Origin of the sequence: Phenylobacterium sp., from assembly GCF_036502675.1 — a bacterium.
In the GTDB taxonomy this organism is placed as follows: domain Bacteria; phylum Pseudomonadota; class Alphaproteobacteria; order Caulobacterales; family Caulobacteraceae; genus Phenylobacterium.
The window spans coordinates 59,717-79,403 of record NZ_DASXYF010000115.1; the positions used below are offsets into that span (position 1 = coordinate 59,717).

At 65.2% G+C, this 19,687-nt stretch carries 23 protein-coding genes and 1 tRNA gene; 5 read left to right on the forward strand and 19 right to left on the reverse strand.

Annotation, left to right across the window (positions count from 1 at the left end; genetic code table 11):
- Positions 1-5: 5 nt before the first annotated feature.
- The 4 genes from VGL30_RS15440 to murA form a co-directional block, all read right to left on the reverse strand.
- Positions 6-1,022, reverse strand: coding sequence for a fatty acid desaturase (locus tag VGL30_RS15440; protein ID WP_331540899.1), 1,017 nt, complete (start codon positions 1,020-1,022; stop codon positions 6-8).
- Positions 1,023-1,116: 94 nt separating this feature from the next.
- Complete coding sequence (hisD, locus tag VGL30_RS15445; protein WP_331540900.1) at positions 1,117-2,451, reverse strand: histidinol dehydrogenase; 1,335 nt, start codon at positions 2,449-2,451, stop codon at positions 1,117-1,119.
- A 53-nt stretch (positions 2,452-2,504) separates the two neighbouring features.
- The gene (locus VGL30_RS15450; RefSeq protein ID WP_331540901.1) at positions 2,505-2,936 is read right to left on the reverse strand and encodes a DUF2948 family protein; all 432 of its coding nucleotides are present in this window, start codon (positions 2,934-2,936) and stop codon (positions 2,505-2,507) included.
- Between the two features lie 4 nt (positions 2,937-2,940).
- On the reverse strand, positions 2,941-4,230 hold the full coding sequence (gene murA, locus VGL30_RS15455; protein ID WP_331540902.1) for a UDP-N-acetylglucosamine 1-carboxyvinyltransferase: 1,290 nt from the start codon (positions 4,228-4,230) through the stop codon (positions 2,941-2,943).
- A gap of 337 nt (positions 4,231-4,567) precedes the next feature.
- Here murA and VGL30_RS15460 point away from each other — a divergent pair.
- From VGL30_RS15460 to VGL30_RS15470, 3 genes are all read left to right on the forward strand, one after another.
- Positions 4,568-4,642: transfer RNA gene (locus VGL30_RS15460), tRNA-Thr, on the forward strand.
- A gap of 233 nt (positions 4,643-4,875) precedes the next feature.
- Positions 4,876-5,754 (forward strand): hypothetical protein, encoded by an 879-nt coding sequence (locus VGL30_RS15465; RefSeq protein ID WP_331540903.1) that lies wholly within the window; start codon positions 4,876-4,878, stop codon positions 5,752-5,754.
- The gene (locus VGL30_RS15470; protein ID WP_331540904.1) at positions 5,751-6,020 is read left to right on the forward strand and encodes a hypothetical protein; all 270 of its coding nucleotides are present in this window, start codon (positions 5,751-5,753) and stop codon (positions 6,018-6,020) included. Before VGL30_RS15465 ends, VGL30_RS15470 begins: the two co-directional genes overlap by 4 nt.
- On the opposite strand, the gene VGL30_RS15475 is transcribed toward VGL30_RS15470, so the two are convergent.
- The 4 genes from VGL30_RS15475 to VGL30_RS15490 all read right to left on the reverse strand — a co-directional run bounded on the left by VGL30_RS15475 (position 6,008) and on the right by VGL30_RS15490 (position 8,586).
- Positions 6,008-6,247: a hypothetical protein gene (locus VGL30_RS15475; RefSeq protein ID WP_331540905.1), complete on the reverse strand. Its 240-nt coding sequence runs from the start codon at positions 6,245-6,247 to the stop codon at positions 6,008-6,010. The two genes, VGL30_RS15470 and VGL30_RS15475, sit on opposite strands and share 13 nt — an antisense overlap.
- Positions 6,248-6,285: 38 nt before the next feature.
- Positions 6,286-6,927: an Eco29kI family restriction endonuclease gene (locus VGL30_RS15480; protein ID WP_331540906.1), complete on the reverse strand. Its 642-nt coding sequence runs from the start codon at positions 6,925-6,927 to the stop codon at positions 6,286-6,288.
- Positions 6,927-8,066: a DNA cytosine methyltransferase gene (locus tag VGL30_RS15485; protein WP_414695022.1), complete on the reverse strand. Its 1,140-nt coding sequence runs from the start codon at positions 8,064-8,066 to the stop codon at positions 6,927-6,929. The genes VGL30_RS15480 and VGL30_RS15485 overlap by 1 nt, the downstream gene beginning before the upstream one ends.
- Before the next feature lie 73 nt (positions 8,067-8,139).
- Positions 8,140-8,586 carry a DNA mismatch endonuclease Vsr gene (locus VGL30_RS15490; protein ID WP_331540908.1) on the reverse strand — a complete coding sequence of 149 codons (447 nt, stop codon included), beginning with the start codon at positions 8,584-8,586 and terminating at the stop codon, positions 8,140-8,142.
- A gap of 281 nt (positions 8,587-8,867) precedes the next feature.
- Here VGL30_RS15490 and VGL30_RS15495 point away from each other — a divergent pair, with 281 nt between their 5' ends.
- Positions 8,868-9,926 carry a site-specific integrase gene (locus VGL30_RS15495; protein WP_331540909.1) on the forward strand — a complete coding sequence of 353 codons (1,059 nt, stop codon included), beginning with the start codon at positions 8,868-8,870 and terminating at the stop codon, positions 9,924-9,926.
- 152 nt (positions 9,927-10,078) lie between these two features.
- Here VGL30_RS15495 and VGL30_RS15500 read toward each other — a convergent pair whose 3' ends face one another.
- From VGL30_RS15500 to VGL30_RS15525, 6 genes are all read right to left on the reverse strand, one after another.
- Entirely contained in the window at positions 10,079-10,336 is a 258-nt protein-coding gene (locus VGL30_RS15500; RefSeq protein WP_331540910.1) for a GlsB/YeaQ/YmgE family stress response membrane protein, read from the reverse strand.
- Positions 10,337-10,868: 532 nt separating this feature from the next.
- The gene (locus VGL30_RS15505) at positions 10,869-11,246 is read right to left on the reverse strand and encodes a hypothetical protein (RefSeq protein WP_331540911.1); all 378 of its coding nucleotides are present in this window, start codon (positions 11,244-11,246) and stop codon (positions 10,869-10,871) included.
- Positions 11,243-12,019 carry a lysozyme gene (locus VGL30_RS15510; protein WP_331540912.1) on the reverse strand — a complete coding sequence of 259 codons (777 nt, stop codon included), beginning with the start codon at positions 12,017-12,019 and terminating at the stop codon, positions 11,243-11,245. Before VGL30_RS15510 ends, VGL30_RS15505 begins: the two co-directional genes overlap by 4 nt.
- 33 nt (positions 12,020-12,052) lie before the next feature.
- The gene (locus tag VGL30_RS15515) at positions 12,053-12,295 is read right to left on the reverse strand and encodes a hypothetical protein (protein ID WP_331540913.1); all 243 of its coding nucleotides are present in this window, start codon (positions 12,293-12,295) and stop codon (positions 12,053-12,055) included.
- Between the two features lie 199 nt (positions 12,296-12,494).
- On the reverse strand, positions 12,495-13,427 hold the full coding sequence (locus VGL30_RS15520; RefSeq protein WP_331540914.1) for a hypothetical protein: 933 nt from the start codon (positions 13,425-13,427) through the stop codon (positions 12,495-12,497).
- 33 nt (positions 13,428-13,460) lie between these two features.
- On the reverse strand, positions 13,461-16,127 hold the full coding sequence (locus VGL30_RS15525; RefSeq protein ID WP_331540915.1) for a phage head spike fiber domain-containing protein: 2,667 nt from the start codon (positions 16,125-16,127) through the stop codon (positions 13,461-13,463).
- On the opposite strand from VGL30_RS15525, the gene VGL30_RS15530 reads away from it, so the two are divergent.
- Complete coding sequence (locus VGL30_RS15530) at positions 16,117-16,890, forward strand: alpha/beta hydrolase (protein ID WP_331540916.1); 774 nt, start codon at positions 16,117-16,119, stop codon at positions 16,888-16,890. The two genes, VGL30_RS15525 and VGL30_RS15530, sit on opposite strands and share 11 nt — an antisense overlap.
- A 636-nt stretch (positions 16,891-17,526) precedes the next feature.
- Here the strand turns inward: VGL30_RS15530 and VGL30_RS15535 are convergent.
- The 5 genes from VGL30_RS15535 to VGL30_RS15555 all read right to left on the reverse strand — a co-directional run.
- Entirely contained in the window at positions 17,527-17,946 is a 420-nt protein-coding gene (locus VGL30_RS15535) for a hypothetical protein (RefSeq protein ID WP_331540917.1), read from the reverse strand.
- 9 nt (positions 17,947-17,955) lie between these two features.
- Positions 17,956-18,564 carry a hypothetical protein gene (locus VGL30_RS15540; RefSeq protein WP_331540918.1) on the reverse strand — a complete coding sequence of 203 codons (609 nt, stop codon included), beginning with the start codon at positions 18,562-18,564 and terminating at the stop codon, positions 17,956-17,958.
- Positions 18,564-18,794 carry a hypothetical protein gene (locus VGL30_RS15545; RefSeq protein WP_331540919.1) on the reverse strand — a complete coding sequence of 77 codons (231 nt, stop codon included), beginning with the start codon at positions 18,792-18,794 and terminating at the stop codon, positions 18,564-18,566. Before VGL30_RS15545 ends, VGL30_RS15540 begins: the two co-directional genes overlap by 1 nt.
- Complete coding sequence (locus tag VGL30_RS15550; RefSeq protein WP_331540920.1) at positions 18,791-18,940, reverse strand: hypothetical protein; 150 nt, start codon at positions 18,938-18,940, stop codon at positions 18,791-18,793. Before VGL30_RS15550 ends, VGL30_RS15545 begins: the two co-directional genes overlap by 4 nt.
- Positions 18,940-19,687 (reverse strand): hypothetical protein (locus VGL30_RS15555; protein WP_331540921.1); only part of this gene is annotated, 748 nt, incomplete at its 5' end. The genes VGL30_RS15550 and VGL30_RS15555, both read right to left, overlap by 1 nt.

The following is a 19,687-nucleotide window of genomic DNA, read 5'->3' on the forward strand; positions in this document are numbered from 1 at the left end:
GCGTGTCAGCCGCTGGCGAGGAGGCGCGCCTCGCGGAACGACACCAAGCGCCGGTTGGCCTCATCCCACAGCGCCAGACGGGCGCAGCGGAAGCTCTCCCACAGGCCCACGCGGCTCATGGGGCGCAGCTCCGGATGGTCCCTCAGTACCTTGGGCAAGTGATAAAAGGGGATACGGCTCGCCAGGTGATGGACGTGGTGCACGCCGATATTGGCGGTGAACCAGCGCAGCACCGGCGGCAGATCGTAGTGGGAACTGCCCGCCAGCGCGGCTTCCTCGCGGGACCATTCGCCGTTGCGAGCCCAGGCGGCGCCTTCGAACTGGTGCTGGATGTAGAAGAGCCAGACGCCGATGGTGGCGGCCAGCAACATGGTCACGATGTTGATCAGCAGGATCGGCGCGGGGCCGAAAATCCAGATTAGCGCGCCCAGGCCGACCGCGATGGCTGCGGAGTTGCCGAGCACGCTGGCCCAGGGCCTCCAGCCTTCGCGCATCATGCCGACCGGCAGCCGCTGCATGATGAAGAACACGAACGCGGGGCCCAGCCCGAACATCACCAGCGGATGGCGATAGAGCCGGTAGCCGAAGCGTCCGAGCGGCGTCTTGGCCCGGTATTCCTCGACGGTGAGGGTCTCGATGGCGCCCAGGCTCCGCCGATCGAGGTTGCCCGAGGTGGCGTGGTGAATGGCGTGGGTGTGGCGCCAATAGTGGTAGGGCGTGAGCGTGAGCACGCCGATCAATCGGCCGACCCAGTCGTTGGCCTGCTTGGCGCGGAAGAAGGCGCCGTGGCCGCAGTCGTGCTGGATCATGAACAGGCGCACGAGGAACCCCGCCGCCGGGATGGTCAGCAGCAGGGCCACCCACCACAGGCCGTGTGCATGCGCGACCCAGGCCACGCCCCAGAACGCCGCCAGCGGCACCGCCGTGACGATGATTTCGGATATGCTGCGCAGGGTCTTGGGTTCGCGATATGGGGCGAGCTTTCGGCTCCAGGCGCCCGCAGGGGTCACGTCGGAAGTCACGCAGATATCTTTCATCTAAGGAAGCGGGCGGACCTTGCCATGTTTCGGCCCGCTATGAAATGCAGATGGCGTGTCGGCGACCATGGCGCCGGATTCAAGCCGCGCCAGGCTTGACCGCGTTCGCAAGTGCGTGACCCTGGCCCGCTTGTCCGCGCCCCTGCCGGATGGCGGCGGAGCGGGCGTGGGCCGGCAGGCCCTCCGCCTCAGCCAGCGCCACGGTGGCGGGAGCCAGCGCGTCGAACGCCGCGGCGTCGCACTTCACGATCGAGGTGCGCTTGATGAAATCGTAGATCGACAGGCCTGAGGAGAACCGCGCGGCACGGCTGGTGGGCAGCACGTGGTTGGACCCGGCCACATAGTCGCCGATCGCCTCAGGCGCATAGCGGCCGAGGAAGATCGCCCCGGCGTGGCGGACCTGGTCGGCCAACCGTTCAGGATGATCGAGGGCGAACTCCACGTGCTCCGGCGCCACGAGGTTCACCAGGCGCGGGGCCTCATCCAGCGGCGCGATCACCGTGGCGCCGTGGTCGCGCCAGGATGCCGAAGCGGAGGCGCCTGTCGACAGGTGCTCGAGCTGGCGCGCGATGGCCGCCTCGACCTCAGCGGCGAAGGCCTCGTCGTCGGTGATGAGGATGGATTGGGCGGCGGGATCGTGTTCGGCCTGGGAAAGCAGATCGGCGGCGATCCATTCCGGATTGCTGGCCGCGTCGGCGACGACCACGATCTCGGAAGGACCAGCGAGCGCGTCGATGCCGACGATGCCGAAGACCTGGCGCTTGGCGGCCGCGACATAGGCGTTGCCCGGTCCCACGATCTTGTCGACCGGCCGGATGGGCTCCGCGCCGTAGGCCAGCGCCGCCACGGCCTGGGCGCCGCCGATGCGCCAGATCTCCTCCACGCCGGCTTCCTCGGCGGCGGCGAGCACCGCGGGCTGCAGCTTGCCCGGCGGGGTGACCATGGCGATGCGGCCGACGCCCGCGGCCCTGGCCGGCAGGGCGTTCATCAGCAGGGTGGAGGGATAGGCGGCCCGCCCGCCCGGCACGTAGATGCCGACGGCGTCCAGCGGCGTCCAGCGCCAGCCTAGCTCGACGCCGTCCTCATCGATGAAGCGCGCATCCACCGGCCGCTGACGCTCGTGGTAGGCGACGATGCGGCGGGCGGCAAAGGCGATGGCCTGGCGCACTTCGGGATCGCATTGCGCCGCGCCGCTGGCGATCTCGTCGGCGGTCACGCGGACGCTCGTCACGTCGAGCTCGGCGCCGTCGAATTGCCGGGTGTAGCGGAGAACGGCGTTCAACCCGTCCGCGCGCACGGCCTTCAGGATCTCGCGCACCGAGGTCTCGACCTCGGATGGGGTCTCGCGGCGCTCTTCGATGAAGGCGGCGAAGGCCTCTTCGAATCCTGGATCAGTGAAGCGGAAACGGCGCATGGGCGCCTTCTAGCCGCGCCCACGGCTTAGCGCCATCGCGGGATGCGGGGAACCTAGGCCTCGTGCTCGGGTGACCGCCGCGTGCGCCAGGGCGCGGAGACATCCGCCAACACCGCGTCGACGCACTCGACCGTCGCCCGCAAATCGCCGCCGCCGGCGAAGTTGAGCGCCACAACGCCGCCGGGCGCCTCGCCAGGCTCGAAGCTGAGCGCCAGGAGTTCGAGCACAGCGTCCTTGGGCGAACGCCGGATCCGGCGGGTCTGGACGTCGAGCACATAACCCAGCTGCAGGGCCGAGCGCACCCGCTCGCCGCCGCCCGCCTCCCAGCGGTAGCGATTGAGCGCCACGGTCAGCCGCCGGGTCTTGGCCTCGAAAACGATATCGCCGACCTTGACCACGGCGTCCTGCAGGGCGGCTGAGACGACCCTCAGATCGTCCGCGTCCAGGGCCAGGAGCCGCAGCGCACCGGAGCCGTCGGCCTCCATGCCGCTAATCCTCCATCTCGCCGTCGCCGACGATTCGCCGGATGACCGCGCCGCAGGCGCCGAGCTTCTCCTCCAGCCGCTCGAAGCCGCGGTCCAGGTGGTAGACCCGGTTGACCATCGTCTCGCCGCGCGCCGCCAGGCCCGCGATCACCAAGCTTACCGAGGCGCGCAGGTCCGTCGCCATCACCTGGGCGCCCTCCAGCGCCTCTACGCCCCTCACCCGCGCCTCGCCGCCGCTCACCGAAATGTCGGCGCCCAGGCGTCCCAGTTCGGGGGCGTGCATGAAACGGTTCTCGAAAATGGTCTCGCGGATGACGCTCTCGCCATCGGCCACGGTCATCAGGGCCATGAACTGCGCCTGCAGATCGGTGGCGAAGCCCGGATAGGGATCGGTCTCCACCTCCACGGCGCGCAACCGGCCGCTGTTGCGCTTGACGGTGACGCCGTCGTCATGGCGCGCGACCTCGACGCCGGCCTCGACCATCTTGTCGAGCAGGGCCTCGATCAGGTCGCTGCGGGTGTTGGTGAGCCGGACCTCGCCGCCGGCCATGGCCGCCGCCAGCGCATAGGTGCCGGTCTCGATCCGGTCGGGAATGACGGCGTGAGTGGCCCCGCCCAGGCGGCTCACCCCCTTGATTCGCAGTGTGGAGGTCCCCATCCCGCTTACCTGAGCGCCCATCTTGTTGAGGCAATCGGCCAGATCTCCGATCTCGGGCTCGCAGGCGGCGTTGGTGATGATCGTCTCGCCGTCGGCCAGCACGGCGGCCAGCAGCGCATGCTCCGTCGCACCCACGGAAACGAAGGGAAACTCGATCTCACCGCCCTTCAGGCCGCGAGGCGCCTGAGCGTAGACGTAGCCCTCGTGCAGGTCGATGCGCGCGCCCAGCGCCTCCAGCGCGCGCAGATGCAGGTCGACCGGACGCGCGCCGATCGTGCACCCGCCCGGCAGGGAGACCTTCGCCTGGCCAGTGCGGGCGAGCAGCGGCCCCAGCACGTTGAATGAAGCGCGCATCTGCCGGACGAGGTCATAGGGTGCGATGGCGCTGAGGATCTCCGCTGTCCGCAGAACGGTCTCGGGGCCATCCGGGCCGTCCGATTCGGTCACCTCGGCTCCGAGCCGGCGCAGCAGCCGCCCCAGAAAGCGCGTATCGGCGAGCCTCGGCATGTTGGTGAGGCGCAGGGCCTCATCGGTGAGCAGGCTGGCCGCCATGAGTTTGATAGCGGAGTTCTTGGCGCCGCCGATCGGGATCACTCCCTCCAGCCGCATGCCGCCAGTGATGGCGATGCGATCCAATCCAGTCCCTCGCACGGTGAAGGGTGCGGCGACAGGCCGGCCCGAGCAGGCGACTATCTATCCTGCGGAACGAGCCGCGCAAAGCCGCCGCAACGTCAGGACCGTTTTTCCTCCCGGGAGGGTTTCGGCGCAGGCTTGGCCGCCTTCCGGCGCCGCAGATTCGCCCGCAGAGCTTCCGCAAGCTTGGCGTCGCGGTCGCGCAGCGAGGATTGGGGAGGCTTGTCCGGGGTCACATTGATCGAGAGGCCCGCCACAATCCGCCGTGTCAAGCACGCGCAATACGAATTTCAGCTTCACGCCGAGGCCGGTCTTCGTTATAGCGCGCCCCTCGCCTGTCGCCGCCGTAGCTCAGTGGTAGAGCGCATCCTTGGTAAGGCTGAGGTCGGCAGTTCAATCCTGCCCGGCGGCACCATGTTTCCCCAGCCCAATCAAGGGCTGGGGAAGCAACCTCAACTCACTCCCCCAGCCTGAAGCCGGTCCATTCGGCTCTGTCCCCCAGCAAATGTGGGGACTTTTCGGGGAGTAAGTTCGCCCCTCGTTCCCAAGCGCAGCAACGGTTTTCGACCTCCGCAGGCCCGTCCGCGAGAGGTGATTTGGCGACCGCCTAAATACCCGATGCGTCCAGCACATCCGACCGAACGACTCATGGAAGAACTCGCCTACTGCGGGACTTCCGACGCCGCCGCACTCCGTAGCCGCTTGAAGCGATGCGGGGGTGAGGATTGGAACTTTCAATTTAGCTGTCGCACACCAGCCTGCGCCACATGCCGTGGCCGCTACATCGGTCGCCAGCGACGGTCGGCGATTAGGCGGTTCGCGGGGCACGAGAACGACGATCTGGCGTTTGCGAGCATCGTCATCGGCGCCACAGCCCATGTCGATGAAATCGGCGAGACGTTCGCGAAGTTCAGGAAAGACCTCCGCAACGTCGTCGATGCGAACAGGCGTCATCGGCGCCGGTGGAACGGTCTTGAGGCTCTGCTCTGGCTGGAAACGGACGCCCTAAGCGGCGACGACTACGTTCACCTTGGTAGCGACAAACAGGCCCAGCTTGGTGAGATGGCGCCCCTCTTCGTCCGCGACAGCGGCCCCGTCTGGGTGGTCACGGCCCACGGCATAATCGCGCGCCCCGGGATCGACTATCAGGAGGTGGCGGAGGATTTCCGTCAGCGTTGGCCGGGCACGAAGCGCGTCGATGTGCGCCCGTTCTATGCTCACCAGACCAAGGAGCAGAACCTTGGCCACACGATCAATTACGCCCTCAAACACGAGTGCCGGACCCATCTCGGTCAGTTCGCCGAGCCATGGCCTGTCGGATGGATGGCTGAGTATTATTCATATTTGAATCGTTGGTCGCGTGGATTTCAAAGCACTCGTATCAGTATTTCTCCGAGAGATATTAAATCTACAAAAGCACCATCCTCTACATACAATACATCTAATGTAGGAGAATTAGAACCATTACCATTCATATACTCAGATAGTGTTTTTCATACCTACTATAACTGGAAGGATAGAACTTGAATAAAGAACTTATCGACCGCATCATGAACTCGGCGGTCCTCTCGAAAATCTTGGAGCAATATGACTTTACACCCGCCGCCACGGTCTCAATCCCCGCAAACCGCGATGATGCCGACTGGGCAGAACGAGCCAGCGTCATGCGGGATTGGTGTCAGGGATACACGAAAGCTCGGTGGCGATTTTCTGCGCCCATGGAAAGCCGCTTCATGGATTTTCACTTCGAGGCCGAGACGGATGCCGCCCTGTTCAAGGTCTATTTCAGATGATCTTTCGTCGCGAGAGCGCGGCGCAGGGCGTCGTCGGCTGAGGTCAACCTGTCCTGATATTGCGCCCGCGCATTCTGCTCCCGGTCGGCTACGAGCGCGGGCGGTGCCGTCTGACGGATCGAACGGAGCTTCGCTTGGTATTTGCTCGCGGCCTCGGCCTTCTGTCGGGTCGCGCTCATCACGCGCCCTAAGCTGGCGGCCTCGCCGATGATCTCGTTGTAGCGCATGAGCCTATTTAGCTCGCGCGCGCCTGGGCGGCGCGCGGTCAGTGATCCAGCAACATTCTCGGGCGGATCGGCGGCACGGGCGCCATCCGAAGGTATGCCCCGATCTCGGATGAGATTGTCTCAGCCGTTTCGATGCGGGGCTGAAGCTTGTCGAACGCCTTGCGGCCCGGGTGGATCACGTCCCAGCGTGGGCGCATCCCCTCATGCCTTCCCTTCCCCGGCGCATGGTTGCCGAAGCCGTCCATCATCTGATTCCAAATCGGGCTGAACTTCGCGATCAGCAAACTTTCCCCGAGCGGAATCCAGATGTCCTCAACGACCAAATAGCGGCAGAAAAAATCGTCGATGTTGAGGTTCTCAACAGCCCGGATACTTCCAGCGTGCTCCTTCAACCGCGAGACCAGAGGCCGAGTCTCCTTGTCCGTGGGCTTCGCGCCTTTGCGCCCGCCCGCCGGGATCGCCTTGCCGACATAGATCGGCCATCGCCACTGGTCGTCCCGATTGGCCGCCGCGATAGGCTCGTAGAGCGGAAAATCGCCGGTGTAGTAGATCGCATAGACCCCGGCGCCTTCGGCGCGGGGAACGGCTCCCAAGGGCAACGGGAGCCTCTCCAACATGGCCTCGGCGACGCTTGCGCCCAGATTGTGCCGGTCCAGTGGATTGTAGGGCGCCTCGTTCATCAGTGAGGCCGGGGCGACGGCGCCATCTGGCTCGCGGCCAGACTCTGAGCGACGGATGAGGCCACAACCTGCCCCAGCAGGACCGGCACCGCGTTGCCAAGCTGGCGCATGACCTCGCTCCACGCTCCGTGGAAAATATAGCCGTCAGGAAATGTCTGAAGGCGCGCGCTTTCCCGGGCGGTGAAGTAGCGCACCGAGCCATCCGCTTTCACCATCATGTTCTCGCCGCCGGGCACGCCATGATCCCCGGCCTTCAGCGTCTTGGCCGGGAGGTCCAGCGGACTCCCGGTGTGGCCGTGATACGACCGGGCGCCGGGCTGAAACCGATGGTTGAGGTGCGGGCCGGAGGTGACCTCCGGGTCGGAAAGGCCCACGAGCGCGTCCCGAACCGTGCGCCATGGGGCTTCCGCCATCGGCTCGTTTCGTCCCCACACGCGGGCCGACGCCGCCAGGGGCCGCTTCGGCCTGTTCCGCTTCGCGATCCTATGACGCTCGAAATAATCGCCCGTCACGAACTGATCGGCCATCAGCGCGTCGCGAGAATGGGTTTCCTCGGGGAAGGACCATCTGGCGTCGATGTCGTGCCTGAAGCCCACTATGAACACGCGCTCGCGCTTCTGAGGCACCCCGTAGTCGGCGGCGTTCACGAGCCGCGTCACCACGTCGTAAGTCAGCCCTGAAAGCACGCCGCTGGTCTTTTCCCGCTCAAGGCGGGCGAGATGGTCGATCCACTGCTCGTCCGTCCTGCGGGCGATCTCGGGGAACGAAAGCTGAAGCTGGATGTAGGAGAAATAGTTGGCGAAGGCCGCCCGAGTGAGGCCCTTCACGTTCTCGACGATGAATGCCTTTGGCCGGGTCCGGCGGATGATCTCAACGGTGGCCGGGAACATGTCCCGGTGATCGTCATATGCCCGGTGTTTGCCACCCATCGAGAACGGCTGGCAGGGCGGGCCACCCGCCACGAGATCGAGGTCGTCGGGAACGCCGTCGAGGTCGAACTTCCGCACGTCACCCTCGAAAAGCGGCCAGTCCTTTACGAGGGGATGCCCGCGCCGCTGATTCTCGCGCACCGTGTCGCAGGCCCAGCGGTCCCATTCCACGACGCCGACGTGCTCGAAGCCAGCGAGCGTCGCGCCCATAGCGAGACCGCCAGCCCCGGCGAATAGCTCAAGACACTTCATTCAGATGGTCCCAGAATCACTACGCATTGGATCAAATCGGCGGCCCGTGGTCACGGCGGGAAACCGGGCCAAGGAAATGGCCGATCCGCTCGCGCAGGTCGTCTCCATTCTTAAGCTCGCATTCCCAGATCACCAGCACGTCCCATCCCTGTTCGGCCAATTTCGCCTGCGCCTGGGCGTCACGCTCCGCGTTCCGCCCAAGCTTCGGCCCCCAGAACTCTTGCCGGGTCTTCGGCATCCGCGCGCCCAGGGCGCACGAATGCCCATGCCAAAAGCACCCGTGAACGAAGATGATCTTCAGGCGGGAGGCGAACACGAGATCGGGCGATCCCGGCAAATCGGCGCGATGTAGTCGAAACCGATAACCCATGCCGTGCGCCGTGCGGCGCACGAGCATCTCGGGTCGGCTTCCCTTCGATCTGACGCGCGCCATCACTTCGGATCGCGTGAGGGGCGCGCGCTTCGGGCGACGGCTCATGCCACGTCCTCGCAAAATATTCCAAAAGCATCGAGCATTTTAATTTAGGAGTTCGCGGCCCATCCGGGGTAAGTTCATCTCATAGACTTGAGTAATACGATGAACACTAACACGGAATGGCCGAAGATTAAAACGGTTCGTCAACTTATATCCGAGAAGATAGTCCCGTTATCAGAGGACACTCTTCGTAATTACGCGAGACGCTATGAGGTCGGTCGGAAGGTTGGCCGTCAATACATCTTCACTCCGACAGATATTAGATCACTACTGGAAAAACTACCTTGCCCCTCAAACTCACCCGTCGCCACAGTTCGCCCCACTGGTATCTGCGCGGCTCCATCCGGGGCCTCCGCATTGACGAAAGCACTGGCCTTAGCGACCGCAAAGCGGCGCAAGAATGCCTCGCGCTCCGCGAAGCGGAATTGGTGACGCAATCCATCCATGGAACGCGTGCCATCAAGACCTTCGCCGACGCCGCCGTCAGCTACTTGGAAAGCGGCGGCGAGGCCGAGCACCTCACGCCGCTGATCGACTTCTTTGGCGTCACCAAGTTGGCGCATATCGACGCCGACCTGATTGATCGGGCGGTTAAGAAGTTCAGTCGCACCGCGACCGGCAAGGCCAAAGCCCCGGCCACGCTCAATCGCCAAATCCATACGCCTATTGCGGCGGTGCTTCACCACGCCGCTCATAAGGGCTGGTGCGCCAAACCCGTGATCGCACGGCCCAAGCAACCGAACGGGCGCGTGCGATCTGTCACCCGTCAGGAGGCCGAACGGTTGATCACCGCAGCCGCTCCGCACCTGCGTCCTCTGGTGGTCTTTCTGCTCTCCACTGGCGCCCGCCTCAGCGAGGCTCTGTATCTTGACTGGCGCGACGTTGACCTGAAGGCGGGCCGCGTCGCCTTCCACGAAACCAAGAACGGTGAGAGCCGAGGCGTGCCCCTCCACCCCCGAGTGATCTCCGAACTGAAGAAGCTTGGGGTAGCGACGGAAGGCGCCGTGTTCCGGCGGCCTGACGGCCAGCCTTACGCGGACCGCCATGGCCTTGGAGGCGGGCAAGTGAAGACGGCGTGGGCGACCATGCTCAAGCGCGCCGGGATCAAGGATTTTACGCCACACGACTGCCGCCACACTTGGGCGACGTGGCACTACGCGGGCAACCGCGATATGCTTGGTCTGATGCGGCTCGGCGGGTGGAAGTCGCATGAGATGGTCGCCCGCTACGCCCATGTGAATCCAGACGATTTGGCGCCCTCGATTCAGGGTTTCTGGGGGAAATCTGGGGGAGCCGCTACCAAGAATGCGAAAAAACCGACTATTTTCAAGGAGGTGGCATAGCTCGCCAGCATCCTTGGTAAGGCTGAGGTCGGCAGTTCAATCCTGCCCGGCGGCACCATCTCTATCGGCGACGCGTACGCCGTAATGCCCCAAATGCAAAAGCCCCGCGCACCGTCAGGCGCGCGGGGCTGAGCCGGGCGGCAGGCTAGAGGCTAAAGAGCGCGCCGACCCGCCAGGGCATGATAGATGAACAGTACGACCACCGCGCCTGCAGTGGCCACCAGAATACTGTAGATGTTGAACCCTGTTACGCCCGCCGCCCCGAAGCGCGTGAACAGGAAGCCACCCACGAAGGCGCCGACAACACCCAAGACGAGATCAAGAAGTAAGCTTCCGCCAGTCCTATTGACGAGCTTGCTCGCGATAAATCCAGCGATTAGTCCAAGTACAATCCAGGCCAAGATGGACATGAGATTCCTCCGAACCGCGCTCAACGTCCGGCCACCGCCGAACCGGCTTGCGCCACACCCAATGAAAGACCCAATCCGATTTTTCGTTCCCGCTTTCGCGACGATCACGACAGTGATCACGTGACCGTTCACCATGTTGGCCAACTCTGACCTCACGCCCTGGAACGCTACGCGCTTCGCAAATTATCGTGGAATGGGGCGGAGTTCGGGCGTGGAGGCAGCCGTGCCGATTATCGCGGCGGCGCTCAGCCTCTCCCGAACCGCTCTGAGCTCATCGCAATATAGAGCTGGGTCTGAATTGCTCACGCTTCAACGCCAGAAGACCCACTTCTTCGCCCGCGCCTTTCGGGCGGTCTGCTGCTCTTCGGCCAGTTGTCGGCCCGCCAGGTAGGTCTCTACGGCCAATCGCCGCGCCGCATTGCACCCGACTAGTTCGGCCCCACGGAGTTCATATCCTCTTTCGAGATCGCCGAGCGAGGGTCGCTCGGGCAGCACGTACAGGACGCAGGATCGCGATGCTTCTGCCGGCATATCAACGCGTGGCGGCGCAGCCGGATAAGGTGGGATCGATCCGGCACAGCTCGCGATCATGGTCGCGCAGACGACCAGCGCGATCGGGGCTAAGGGGCGCATTGGCGTCTTTCGATTGCAGGGCCAGAGTTTGTATCGATGCAGTGACTTGATTGGCGGCGTCGCGCCGCTGCACGGCCGCCTCCGTGCGAGCGAGCGCCGCGCGCGCACCCTGCACTTCCAGAGAGGCTGAGGCCGCCAGGTCGGCGCTCGCGGCGGCGCGCTGTTCCGCATGCCGCCGTCTGTGAAACGGATCCCAGGTCCAGAGCATCGAAACACCGACTAAGATCACCACGGCTCCAATCAGGCCGAACCATCGGATACGAGGCTCGAGCGTCATCGCCTTGCCTCCTGCTTCCGGAGCCAGGTCAGCACCAGAACGGCGAGGGCCGCTCCAGCCGCCACGGTCGCGAGGGTGGCGACGGCGTTCCGCACAAGGGGCGACCTGTCCGCGTAAGGCGCTACGACCGCGATCGTCTGTTGAACCGCGACGAGCGCAGCGGCTGTCGCCGACGTCAGGGCCGTGATCAATGTCCCGCTTCGCGCGGTCGGCACCGGGTCGGCGGGCGTCGGCGACGTGTCGGCGGAACGCGTCGCGCTCGACGGAGGCGTATCCGGCCTCGAGCCCGGTTCGGCCGTCGACCAGAGCGCGACCTCGGCCGCCCGGCGATTGACAAGGCCTTGAAGTTTTCTCCCGCCCGCGTTGACGAACTTCATCATCTCCAGCGGGACCTGATCGAACTGGCGCGCCCGAAACCGCTTCCAGATCGTGGCGCCGGCCATCCTGCCATCGACGCCCAGGTTAAAGACGAAGGACAGCATGGCGCCGTACTGGTGGGGGGTGAGTTCCTCGATCACCGCGCCGATCCGGCGTTCCAGCCGCGTCGCCGCAGTGCGCAGATCCTCCAGCAGCCAGCCGTCCGCCATGGCCTGCGTGACCCTGAGCCCGGGACGCACCTCCGGTCCGGTATGCCCGTAGCCCGCCGTCAACGCACCATCGATCGCCGCACCCGGCCCCAGGATACGTTGTGGATGAGCGTCGTCATAGACTCGCAGGACGCAGCCTTCGTGCTGGCGCAGGAAGTCGAGCGTCCCTTTCGGTATCGGTCTCATGGTGGCCCCTTGCTGCGAGGGATTGCTGGACGCTTATCCGGCTGGCGCGCGCAGCCAGCGCATCGACGCGTTCATGTCCTTGAATTGCTCCAGTAGGCCGTCGAGCTTGACCTCCATCCGGGCGAACTGGATGGCGAGTTGCTTCAGCGGTTCCACCTCCGCCTCCAGGGTCTTCACCCGCTGCGCGAGGCGGGCGCCCCAGATCAGAAGTCCCGCAGCCTGGATGACCAGGCCGCTGATCAGGCCGATGGTCGCGGCCCCAATGGCAGGATTCATATTGTCGAGCTCGTCTGCGCCTGTAAGCGAGGCGACTGGGCCGAACCGCCTGGAATTGATTGAAGGCGAAGCTGCCGTTCGTATAGCCCGCCAACCTGACTGTCTTTGGCGCGCCGATGCTGCGGCTGAAACCGCATCACGAATTTATTCGTCCACTGGATCTATAAATGGAATTCCCTATATCACTTACTATAAAGTATCATAGGGATATAGGAAGATCGAATCCTCCGGAGAGGTTGAAGCTGTTTTCAGAGGACTTACCAACCGTATTATCTACACCGACTTGGTGCTGACCTACAAATAGTTGAGTGGGCAGTGTGCCGTATTGCTGGTTCTGCCAGGAGATCAGATTAAGCGGCGCGTTGAGCTGCTCCTGAGCGATGCCCCGAAACAGGGTCCCGATATCGGACTGCAGGCTGGTGTTCGCCCGCTGGTCGGCGCCATAGCTTGCCGCGATATTGGCCAATTGGCCGCCCGCCGCGAGCCTCTGCGCCGCCGCCTGCGCATTGTAGGCGTTCGTAGCCGCCGCATTGGCTGCGCCGGCGTCCTGCCGGCGTTGGGCGTCCTGATTGGAGAGGTTCGTCGCCGTGTTGAATGCGTTGCTGTAGAGGCCAGCCGCAAGGCTTCCCCGTCCCCGACTCAGTTCCCCTTCCGTCATCGAGCGCGTCAGGGCCGCGCCCGAGCCTCCGAACGCACCGGAGCCGGCAAGGTCGAGCGCCTGCTGCCCGCGCGTACGATCGGCGCCGATATCGTAGTCCCGCAAGGAGGTGTTCAGCACGTCGGACAGGTACGGGTTCTTGTAGTTGTCGAGACCTGTCAGCAGGCTCTCCGCACCGTACGCCGCGGGACCGCCCGACATCGTCGAACCGCGGGTGAGGTCGGCCGCGCCGTCCCAGTTCCACGGATTGCCCAGGGCGCCGGCGTTGTTGGCCGCGGTCTGCTGCAGCGGGTGAGCGTCCGCCACGAAGGTGCTTGGGTCCTGGCGGCCGATGTTCTGCACCTTCCCATACATTTCGGAGATTGGCCCCGCCGCCCAGTCGGGAACTATGGGCGTCGTCGTATGGTCCGTCGTCGTCGTCTGGCTCGTCTTCGACTTTGAGGATTTGAACCCGAAATTGCCAAGAATACCCATAGTATTCGCTCCTGAAAATTGTATGCGCCGGCATCAGCGGCCCCCGACCGCCACGGCGTCAAGTACGGGTTGACCAAGCCGAAATGCTGTAAGACTCGCAGCGCCGGAAAACCTGATGCGCAACAATCGGCCGTTGGCCCTGACGTCGATCTTCTCGTCGTCCGGCGAAGCGACATAGGTCGTCGACCGCTCCGCCCCCCGCGGCTTGAAGCGCGATGTGAGCGTGAGGGAGATCGGGCCGATCTGATCCTTCACGTCCGGCCAGATGGAGCGCAGCAGGAGCGCGCGGTCCTCGGACACATATTGGTCGGCGCTTTCGATGAACCACGACAGCACGCCGCCATCCGCGCTCTGGCCCCGCTCGTGCCAATAGATGCGTCCAACGCCGGCGCCAATCACCAGGACGTCGTCGCCGCGAGAGGCTGTCGCCGCGGCTGTCGGGATGTAGGACGACGCGCCGGCCCCGATCTCAAGCTGCGCGCCCCAGGCATAGCAATAGCCGGAAGCTCCTACAGAGATGCCCGCGGGCCGCAGGGACATGCTGAGCGTCGTGTTGCCGCTGCCGTTGTTGGCCAGCGCCACCACCAGTCGACACCAGCCGTCGCCGAGCGGGATGAGCGCCCCTGCGGGCGCCCCGCCGACGCCCGTCACCGTCCCGGTCGCCCAGGTGATGATGTTGACGCTGCTGACCGTGGTTCCGCCGAATAGCGCGACGTCGACGCGGGTTTCAGCGGTGTTGCCGACCCTCAGGTAGAGGCTGAAGGTGCGCGTCAGCCCATCGTCCGGAATGGAGAAAGAGCGATAGACCTGATTGTCGAGCGCCGTGGCGTCCTGATCATCGATCTTGTCGGCCGTGACGGCTCCGTCCGGCGCCGCCGAGGCGTTGGCGGTGACGACCAGCGCCGGCGAGCTCTTCTGCCAAGCCGAGTTGTCCAACGCCTCGGACCAGGTGCAAAGGTTGGTCGCGCCCTCCTCGATCAGCACGCCCCGGCTGGTCGTACGGATCTGATCGGCGGCGAAGTGGACCATCATGCCCGCCGTCGTCATGGCGGTGGCCGCTCCGGTGCGGCCGTAGGCGATCTGCAGGCCCGCGTGATCGGTGAAGTCGAAAACGACGTCGCCGAGTTGCAGGCCCTGCACATAACCGCCGACCCACGCGCCGCCGGAGCTCTTGCCAAGGTCCATCTCGGCCGCCGGCGCGACGGCGAACGATCCCGCGTCCGCGTAGATCAACCCGTCGTCGCTTCCCGTGAAAGCCGGCCGCACGGCAAGCGGATAATTCGCCGGCCCCGCATCGACCCTGGCCGTGCGGGCCATCCTGCCTCGGAACCATGATCCGGCGTCGGGTCCCCCCACTGGCACGGCGATGTAGCGTGAGTTCTCGTAGCCGTCGCGAGCGTCGGGATAATCCCACCACACCTCGTTGAACTCGCCGACGCTGGAGGCGGCGATCTTGTCGCCCTGGGCGGCGGCGAGGCTGTCGGCGAAATCCTCGCGAATCGGACAGGCTATCGGCTGCGGCTCGCCGCCGAGGGCGTAGCTCCAGAACTGCCGGTCGGGGCTGATCCAGTAAGCCTGCTGCCCCGCCACGACAGCTGCGCCAGGCCCGATCAGGCCGCACTTGTCGCCCACCTTGTCGAACCGCCAGACTTGGCCCAACTGTCCGACATAGCTCCCCAGGAACAGGCTGGCGTTCGTCCAGACGAGCAGGTAAGCGCCGATCATGCGCCCGCCGATGATCCGCCCCCCGCCGGGCAGGATGTATTCCCTGGCGGTCGAGTCTCCCGGCGCATCGGTCTTCCATTCGGTCGGACGGCGCACGCCTGAGTGACGGATGCACAATGGGTTGTATTCGCCCGAGACCTCTTCGTTGCAGCCCAGCGCGAAGATCTGGTCCTGCGGCGCGACCAGGCAGAAGGCCACACGATCCGGAGCGTTCCGGATGGCGACGGCGGGGCTGCCGGTGTCGCTGGCGTTCCACTGGTGGATGGCGCCCAGCCGGGGCGAAGCGACCAGGTCCGGGCCGAAGGCGCCGCCGCTCCACGTCAGGGGAAAGTAGTCGTCGACCGTGGGCGTCGCATAGCCGCCGGCGCCGTACGGCCCCGTGCCGTAGCCGGCCTGGCCCGTTCCGTCGATCTGACCCCCCGAAAACGCGTCCTGCGGAGTGACGACGATGGCCGGGCCACCGCCGGTCGCCGTCGAGACCGCGGGAGACGGCAAGGTGTACGTATAGGTGCTGGAGTTCGCCACCGTGACTGTGAACGTGCCGTTCGGCGCCACGCCTCCGACTGTCGCCGCGCCGGAGACCGCCACTGAGTCGCCGGTCTGCAGGCCATGGCCGGCGTCGGTTATGGTGACCGTGGGCGAGGCGTTGGTGAGGGAGAGCGGGTTGGCGCCCAGGGCCCTGGCTGAACGGGCCAGGGCGGGTGTGATGTCGTAGAGGCCGCCGCCGGTCCACACCTCGAGGGTCCGGTGTGTGCCGAAGCCGAAGTTCAGTTGCCCGTCGTTGTTGCTCCACGGAAAGATCCAGCGACATACCCCGCCCAGCAGGGACGCCGTGAGCGCCTCCCAGCCGCCGATCACCTGCGGCATGCCGAGACGGAAGCGGATGTTGGAACCGTCCGCCCAGCGTCCAGCCGCGGCGTGGATCGTGTCGTCGCTGAAGAGGCCGGGTGTGATCTTGAGGGCTGTGCGCGGCATCGTGCTATGGTCCCGTAATGCAGTCTTTGCCGGTCATGCGCGGAGTTCGGACTTCATCGGTGTGATCCCGCTTTGCTCAGAGGGGTTAGACACAAGTCGCCCGGTAATTCTCGCGATCCGCGGTGCCTTCGCCCCGTTCGATCAGCTGTCTTGGCTTGGCGCCCAACTTCCTGAAGCTGAGGTCGTGGTAGCCCATCTGCCCGGGCTGATCGGCCCCTTGCCGGAAGCTGTCTCTATTCAGGGCTTTGCGAACGCCTTTCGCGAGCTGATCGAAACCATCTACGCTGGAAGACAGGTTGTAGTTGTGGGTGCCTCGATTGGTGGCCTCGTCGCGCTCAGCCTCAATAGCGACCGGGTAAAAGGTGTTGTGGCCATTGACCCTCCGCTTTCAACCGCCAAGCTGTGGCCTTTGCGGGATTGGGCGGAGACGGCTAGGCCGGCCCTGTCAGTGGCCCATCAGGAATGGCTCTGGCGTATCCTTGGGTATGGACCCAAGGTCGAAGACCGCTGCTACGACTCCGTCATCGAGAACCTAAAACGTCACGCTCACGTCATTGTGGCGGGGGTTGCTCTACACCCTCGTCGCAATCTCGCCAGCATGCCGGGGCTTTTGGACGCGGCAGACATCGCCCTCCTGAGAAGCCACCCGCTTTTGACTGTTCGAGTGGCCCGTGAAGCAGGCCACGACGTTGCGACGGAACACCCGTCCCTGCTCCTAAACACCATTCGGGAAGCCCTTACTCCCTTACAAGGAACGCAATGATCTGACCGTCGCCGCTGGACATTCCAGTGACACTTGACGCACCGCCGCCTGGGCTTCTTCCATTGGTGGAACCGGCACTTCCCCCCGCCCCGCCTCGGAATGGGAGATTGGCTGGTGCGCCGCCGCCGCCGTTCGCCCCTGCCGCTACGCCACCGGCACCGCCACCGGTTCCCGACCCCACCGCCCCAGTGTTCGTCCCACCAGTCCCCTGTCCGCCTAGTGAACCATTCAGATTAACGTCGCCGCCGCTGGCGACCGCGGCCACCCCTGTTCCTCCAAGACTAGAAACGGTTGTGCCGGCGCTCGTGAGGTTTCCGTCTGGAAAAGTCGCCGTGCTGGCCCCTGAGCTGTTGGAAATACCTACCTTGCTACCCGACCCGACCACAAGAGCAACGCTTTGGCCGCTAGCCAGGGGTTTGGTAATCTCGCAGTAAGCGCCCGATCCGCCCCCGTCATCGCCATTGCTCCCAATTGCACCCGGGCCCCACAGTACAAACTTCCAATAGCCCGACTTCGGAACCTTGAAAGTGTAGGACCCCGGCGGGAACTGATACGGCGTCTGCCGGCTGGCCTTGCGCACGGAGGCCAGCGGCGGCCCGAGCGCGCCTCCGAGGAGCTTTGCGACGCGCTGCGGCATCAGTAGTCAGCCCATTCGGCGCAGAACCCGATCGTACCGCTCGATGCCGGCGTCACGCCGATCGCGCAGTAGATGATCTCGCCGGCGATCAGGATCAGCGGGTTTTCCTCGGTGTAACCGAAGTCCACGATCGGGGCTTCCGTGGTCTGGGCCATGGTGTAGGCCGGCATCAGGGCCGACCGGAAAAACCGCTTCGTCACGCCGGCGTCCACCGACCGATACAGCTGCAGTTGCGTCGCCGTGATCGTCGCGCGCGGGATCGCGGTGACCCGGGTCACGCGAGATCCATTGACGCCGGCCGACGCCAGGCCCTGGGTGTTGGTCGGCGTGTCCGTATAGGTCGTGTTCGCAGTCGTGCACACCGCCGCGAGCGACTTCGGCAGCTGTGGCGTGATGATGCTGTTCGGCGTTGTTGCCATTTTGGGCTCCTAGAGGGCGACGGCGAAGGCGATGGCGAGGGCCGTCGCGGTGGCGGTCTTGGCGGCTTGGTCAGAAGCGTAGTTCGAGATGTCGCTGGTGCTCGGGTAGGCCCAGCTCGTGATCGAGCCGTTGTTGGTCAGCCACTTGCCGGCCGCACCGACCAGCGACGGCACCGTCGCGCCGCCCCCGACCACCACCGAGGCGATGTAGGCCTTCAGGCTGGCGCCGCCGTAGCCCAGCGTCTTGACGTTCGAGCCGTCGCAGAAGATCTCGACGATGTCTGTCGTATCGACCTGGACGGTGGCCCCCGCGCCGGTGGTGAAGACGATCAGGCCCGTCGTGGCGTTCCAGACCTTGTAGGCCTTGGTCACCGAGGGGAGCCTGACGCTGAACGCCCCCGACCCGCCCGTGAACTTCAGCATGGCGTAGCGGGCGTCGTCAGTGACGGTGTTCGATGTCGTGAGCGTATAGTCGCCGGTAAGCGCGATCGGGCGCAAGCCGGCGATGGCCTGCTCCGTCCGCTCGATCGCCGTGTTCAGCCGGTCGCCCCAGACGTTGACGTTCTCGCCGGTGAACTGCTTCTCCAGGCGAAGCGAGGTCGTGTAGCTGCTGGGCATCAGATCGGTGCTCCCGTGTCCAGGCGGATCCAGTCGGCGCCGTCGGAAACCGCGGCGACGTTCAAGTCTTCGACCCACAGCGTGCAGTTCTTCCACCTGGCCGTGTCGGGCGGCAGGTCAGCCGCGGCCACCGGCCATAGGGGAGTCGGCTGCCGCGGGTTGTTCAGGCTGTCGAAGGCCCGTTCAAGCTCCAGGCGCAGGCCCGGGATGTCGTTGGCGATGAACCTCATTGGCGGGTCCAATCCTCGGGATTGTCATCGATCCGGGTCCAGGTCTCGGCATTCTCCGGAACGCGCGCCCACACCGGCGTTGGGGTTGGAGGAGTCGGCGGCGTCGTCGTCCCGACGCCGCTGTCGAAGAGCAGCAGCAGGGTCATCAGAGCGCCTGCATCGCGGCGTCGGACAGCGCCGAGGCGTGGGGGTAGAAGACGATCTCGTCGATCACCCCGTCGAAGGGGTTGTCGCCGTACCAGGAGAGCCCCACGTTCATTCGTTCGCCGAGGTAGGACAGATTGCCGTTGGCCATCGAAGCGACGGTCCCGCCGGAGATGCAGCCCTTGGTGACGCCTGTGTCCCAGGACCGGACGATGGTCTTCGGGCCTGCGCCGTAGCCGCTCACGATCACGTCGCCGCCGGCGCACGCGAACCCCACGGTCGCCTGTCCGGACGCGACCAGCATCCACGCCCACTCGTAGGGTGACAGGATCGCGCCGATCGCCGAGGCGTTGCCCCCCGCCGTAGCCGTGGTCTTGACCACCAGCGTTCCCGACTGCGCCGCGACCGCCTTGAACAGCGCGCCATAGCCGTACTGCACCCCGTCCACGGTGTTCAGCACATGGCTGAGCTGGCGCTTGCCGCCGTCTGCGTAGACCAGGCCGGGCATCTTGACGTGCAACGTGGGCGAGACGCCGCCCACCGCCGGCGCCACCCAGTTCGCGGGCCCGGGGATGACGGGCGAGCGGTCGCCGCCGTAGCGGGTGTCAGCCTTGCCCCAGATGCGCAAGTTGCGCACCTTGAGGTCCGAGGGGTTCTGCGTCGCATAGGGCGCGGCCGAGAGGTTCGGCCCGCTGTAGTCGTCCCAATTCATCATCGTGTTGTTGACGATGGCGTACCAGTTGGCGTCG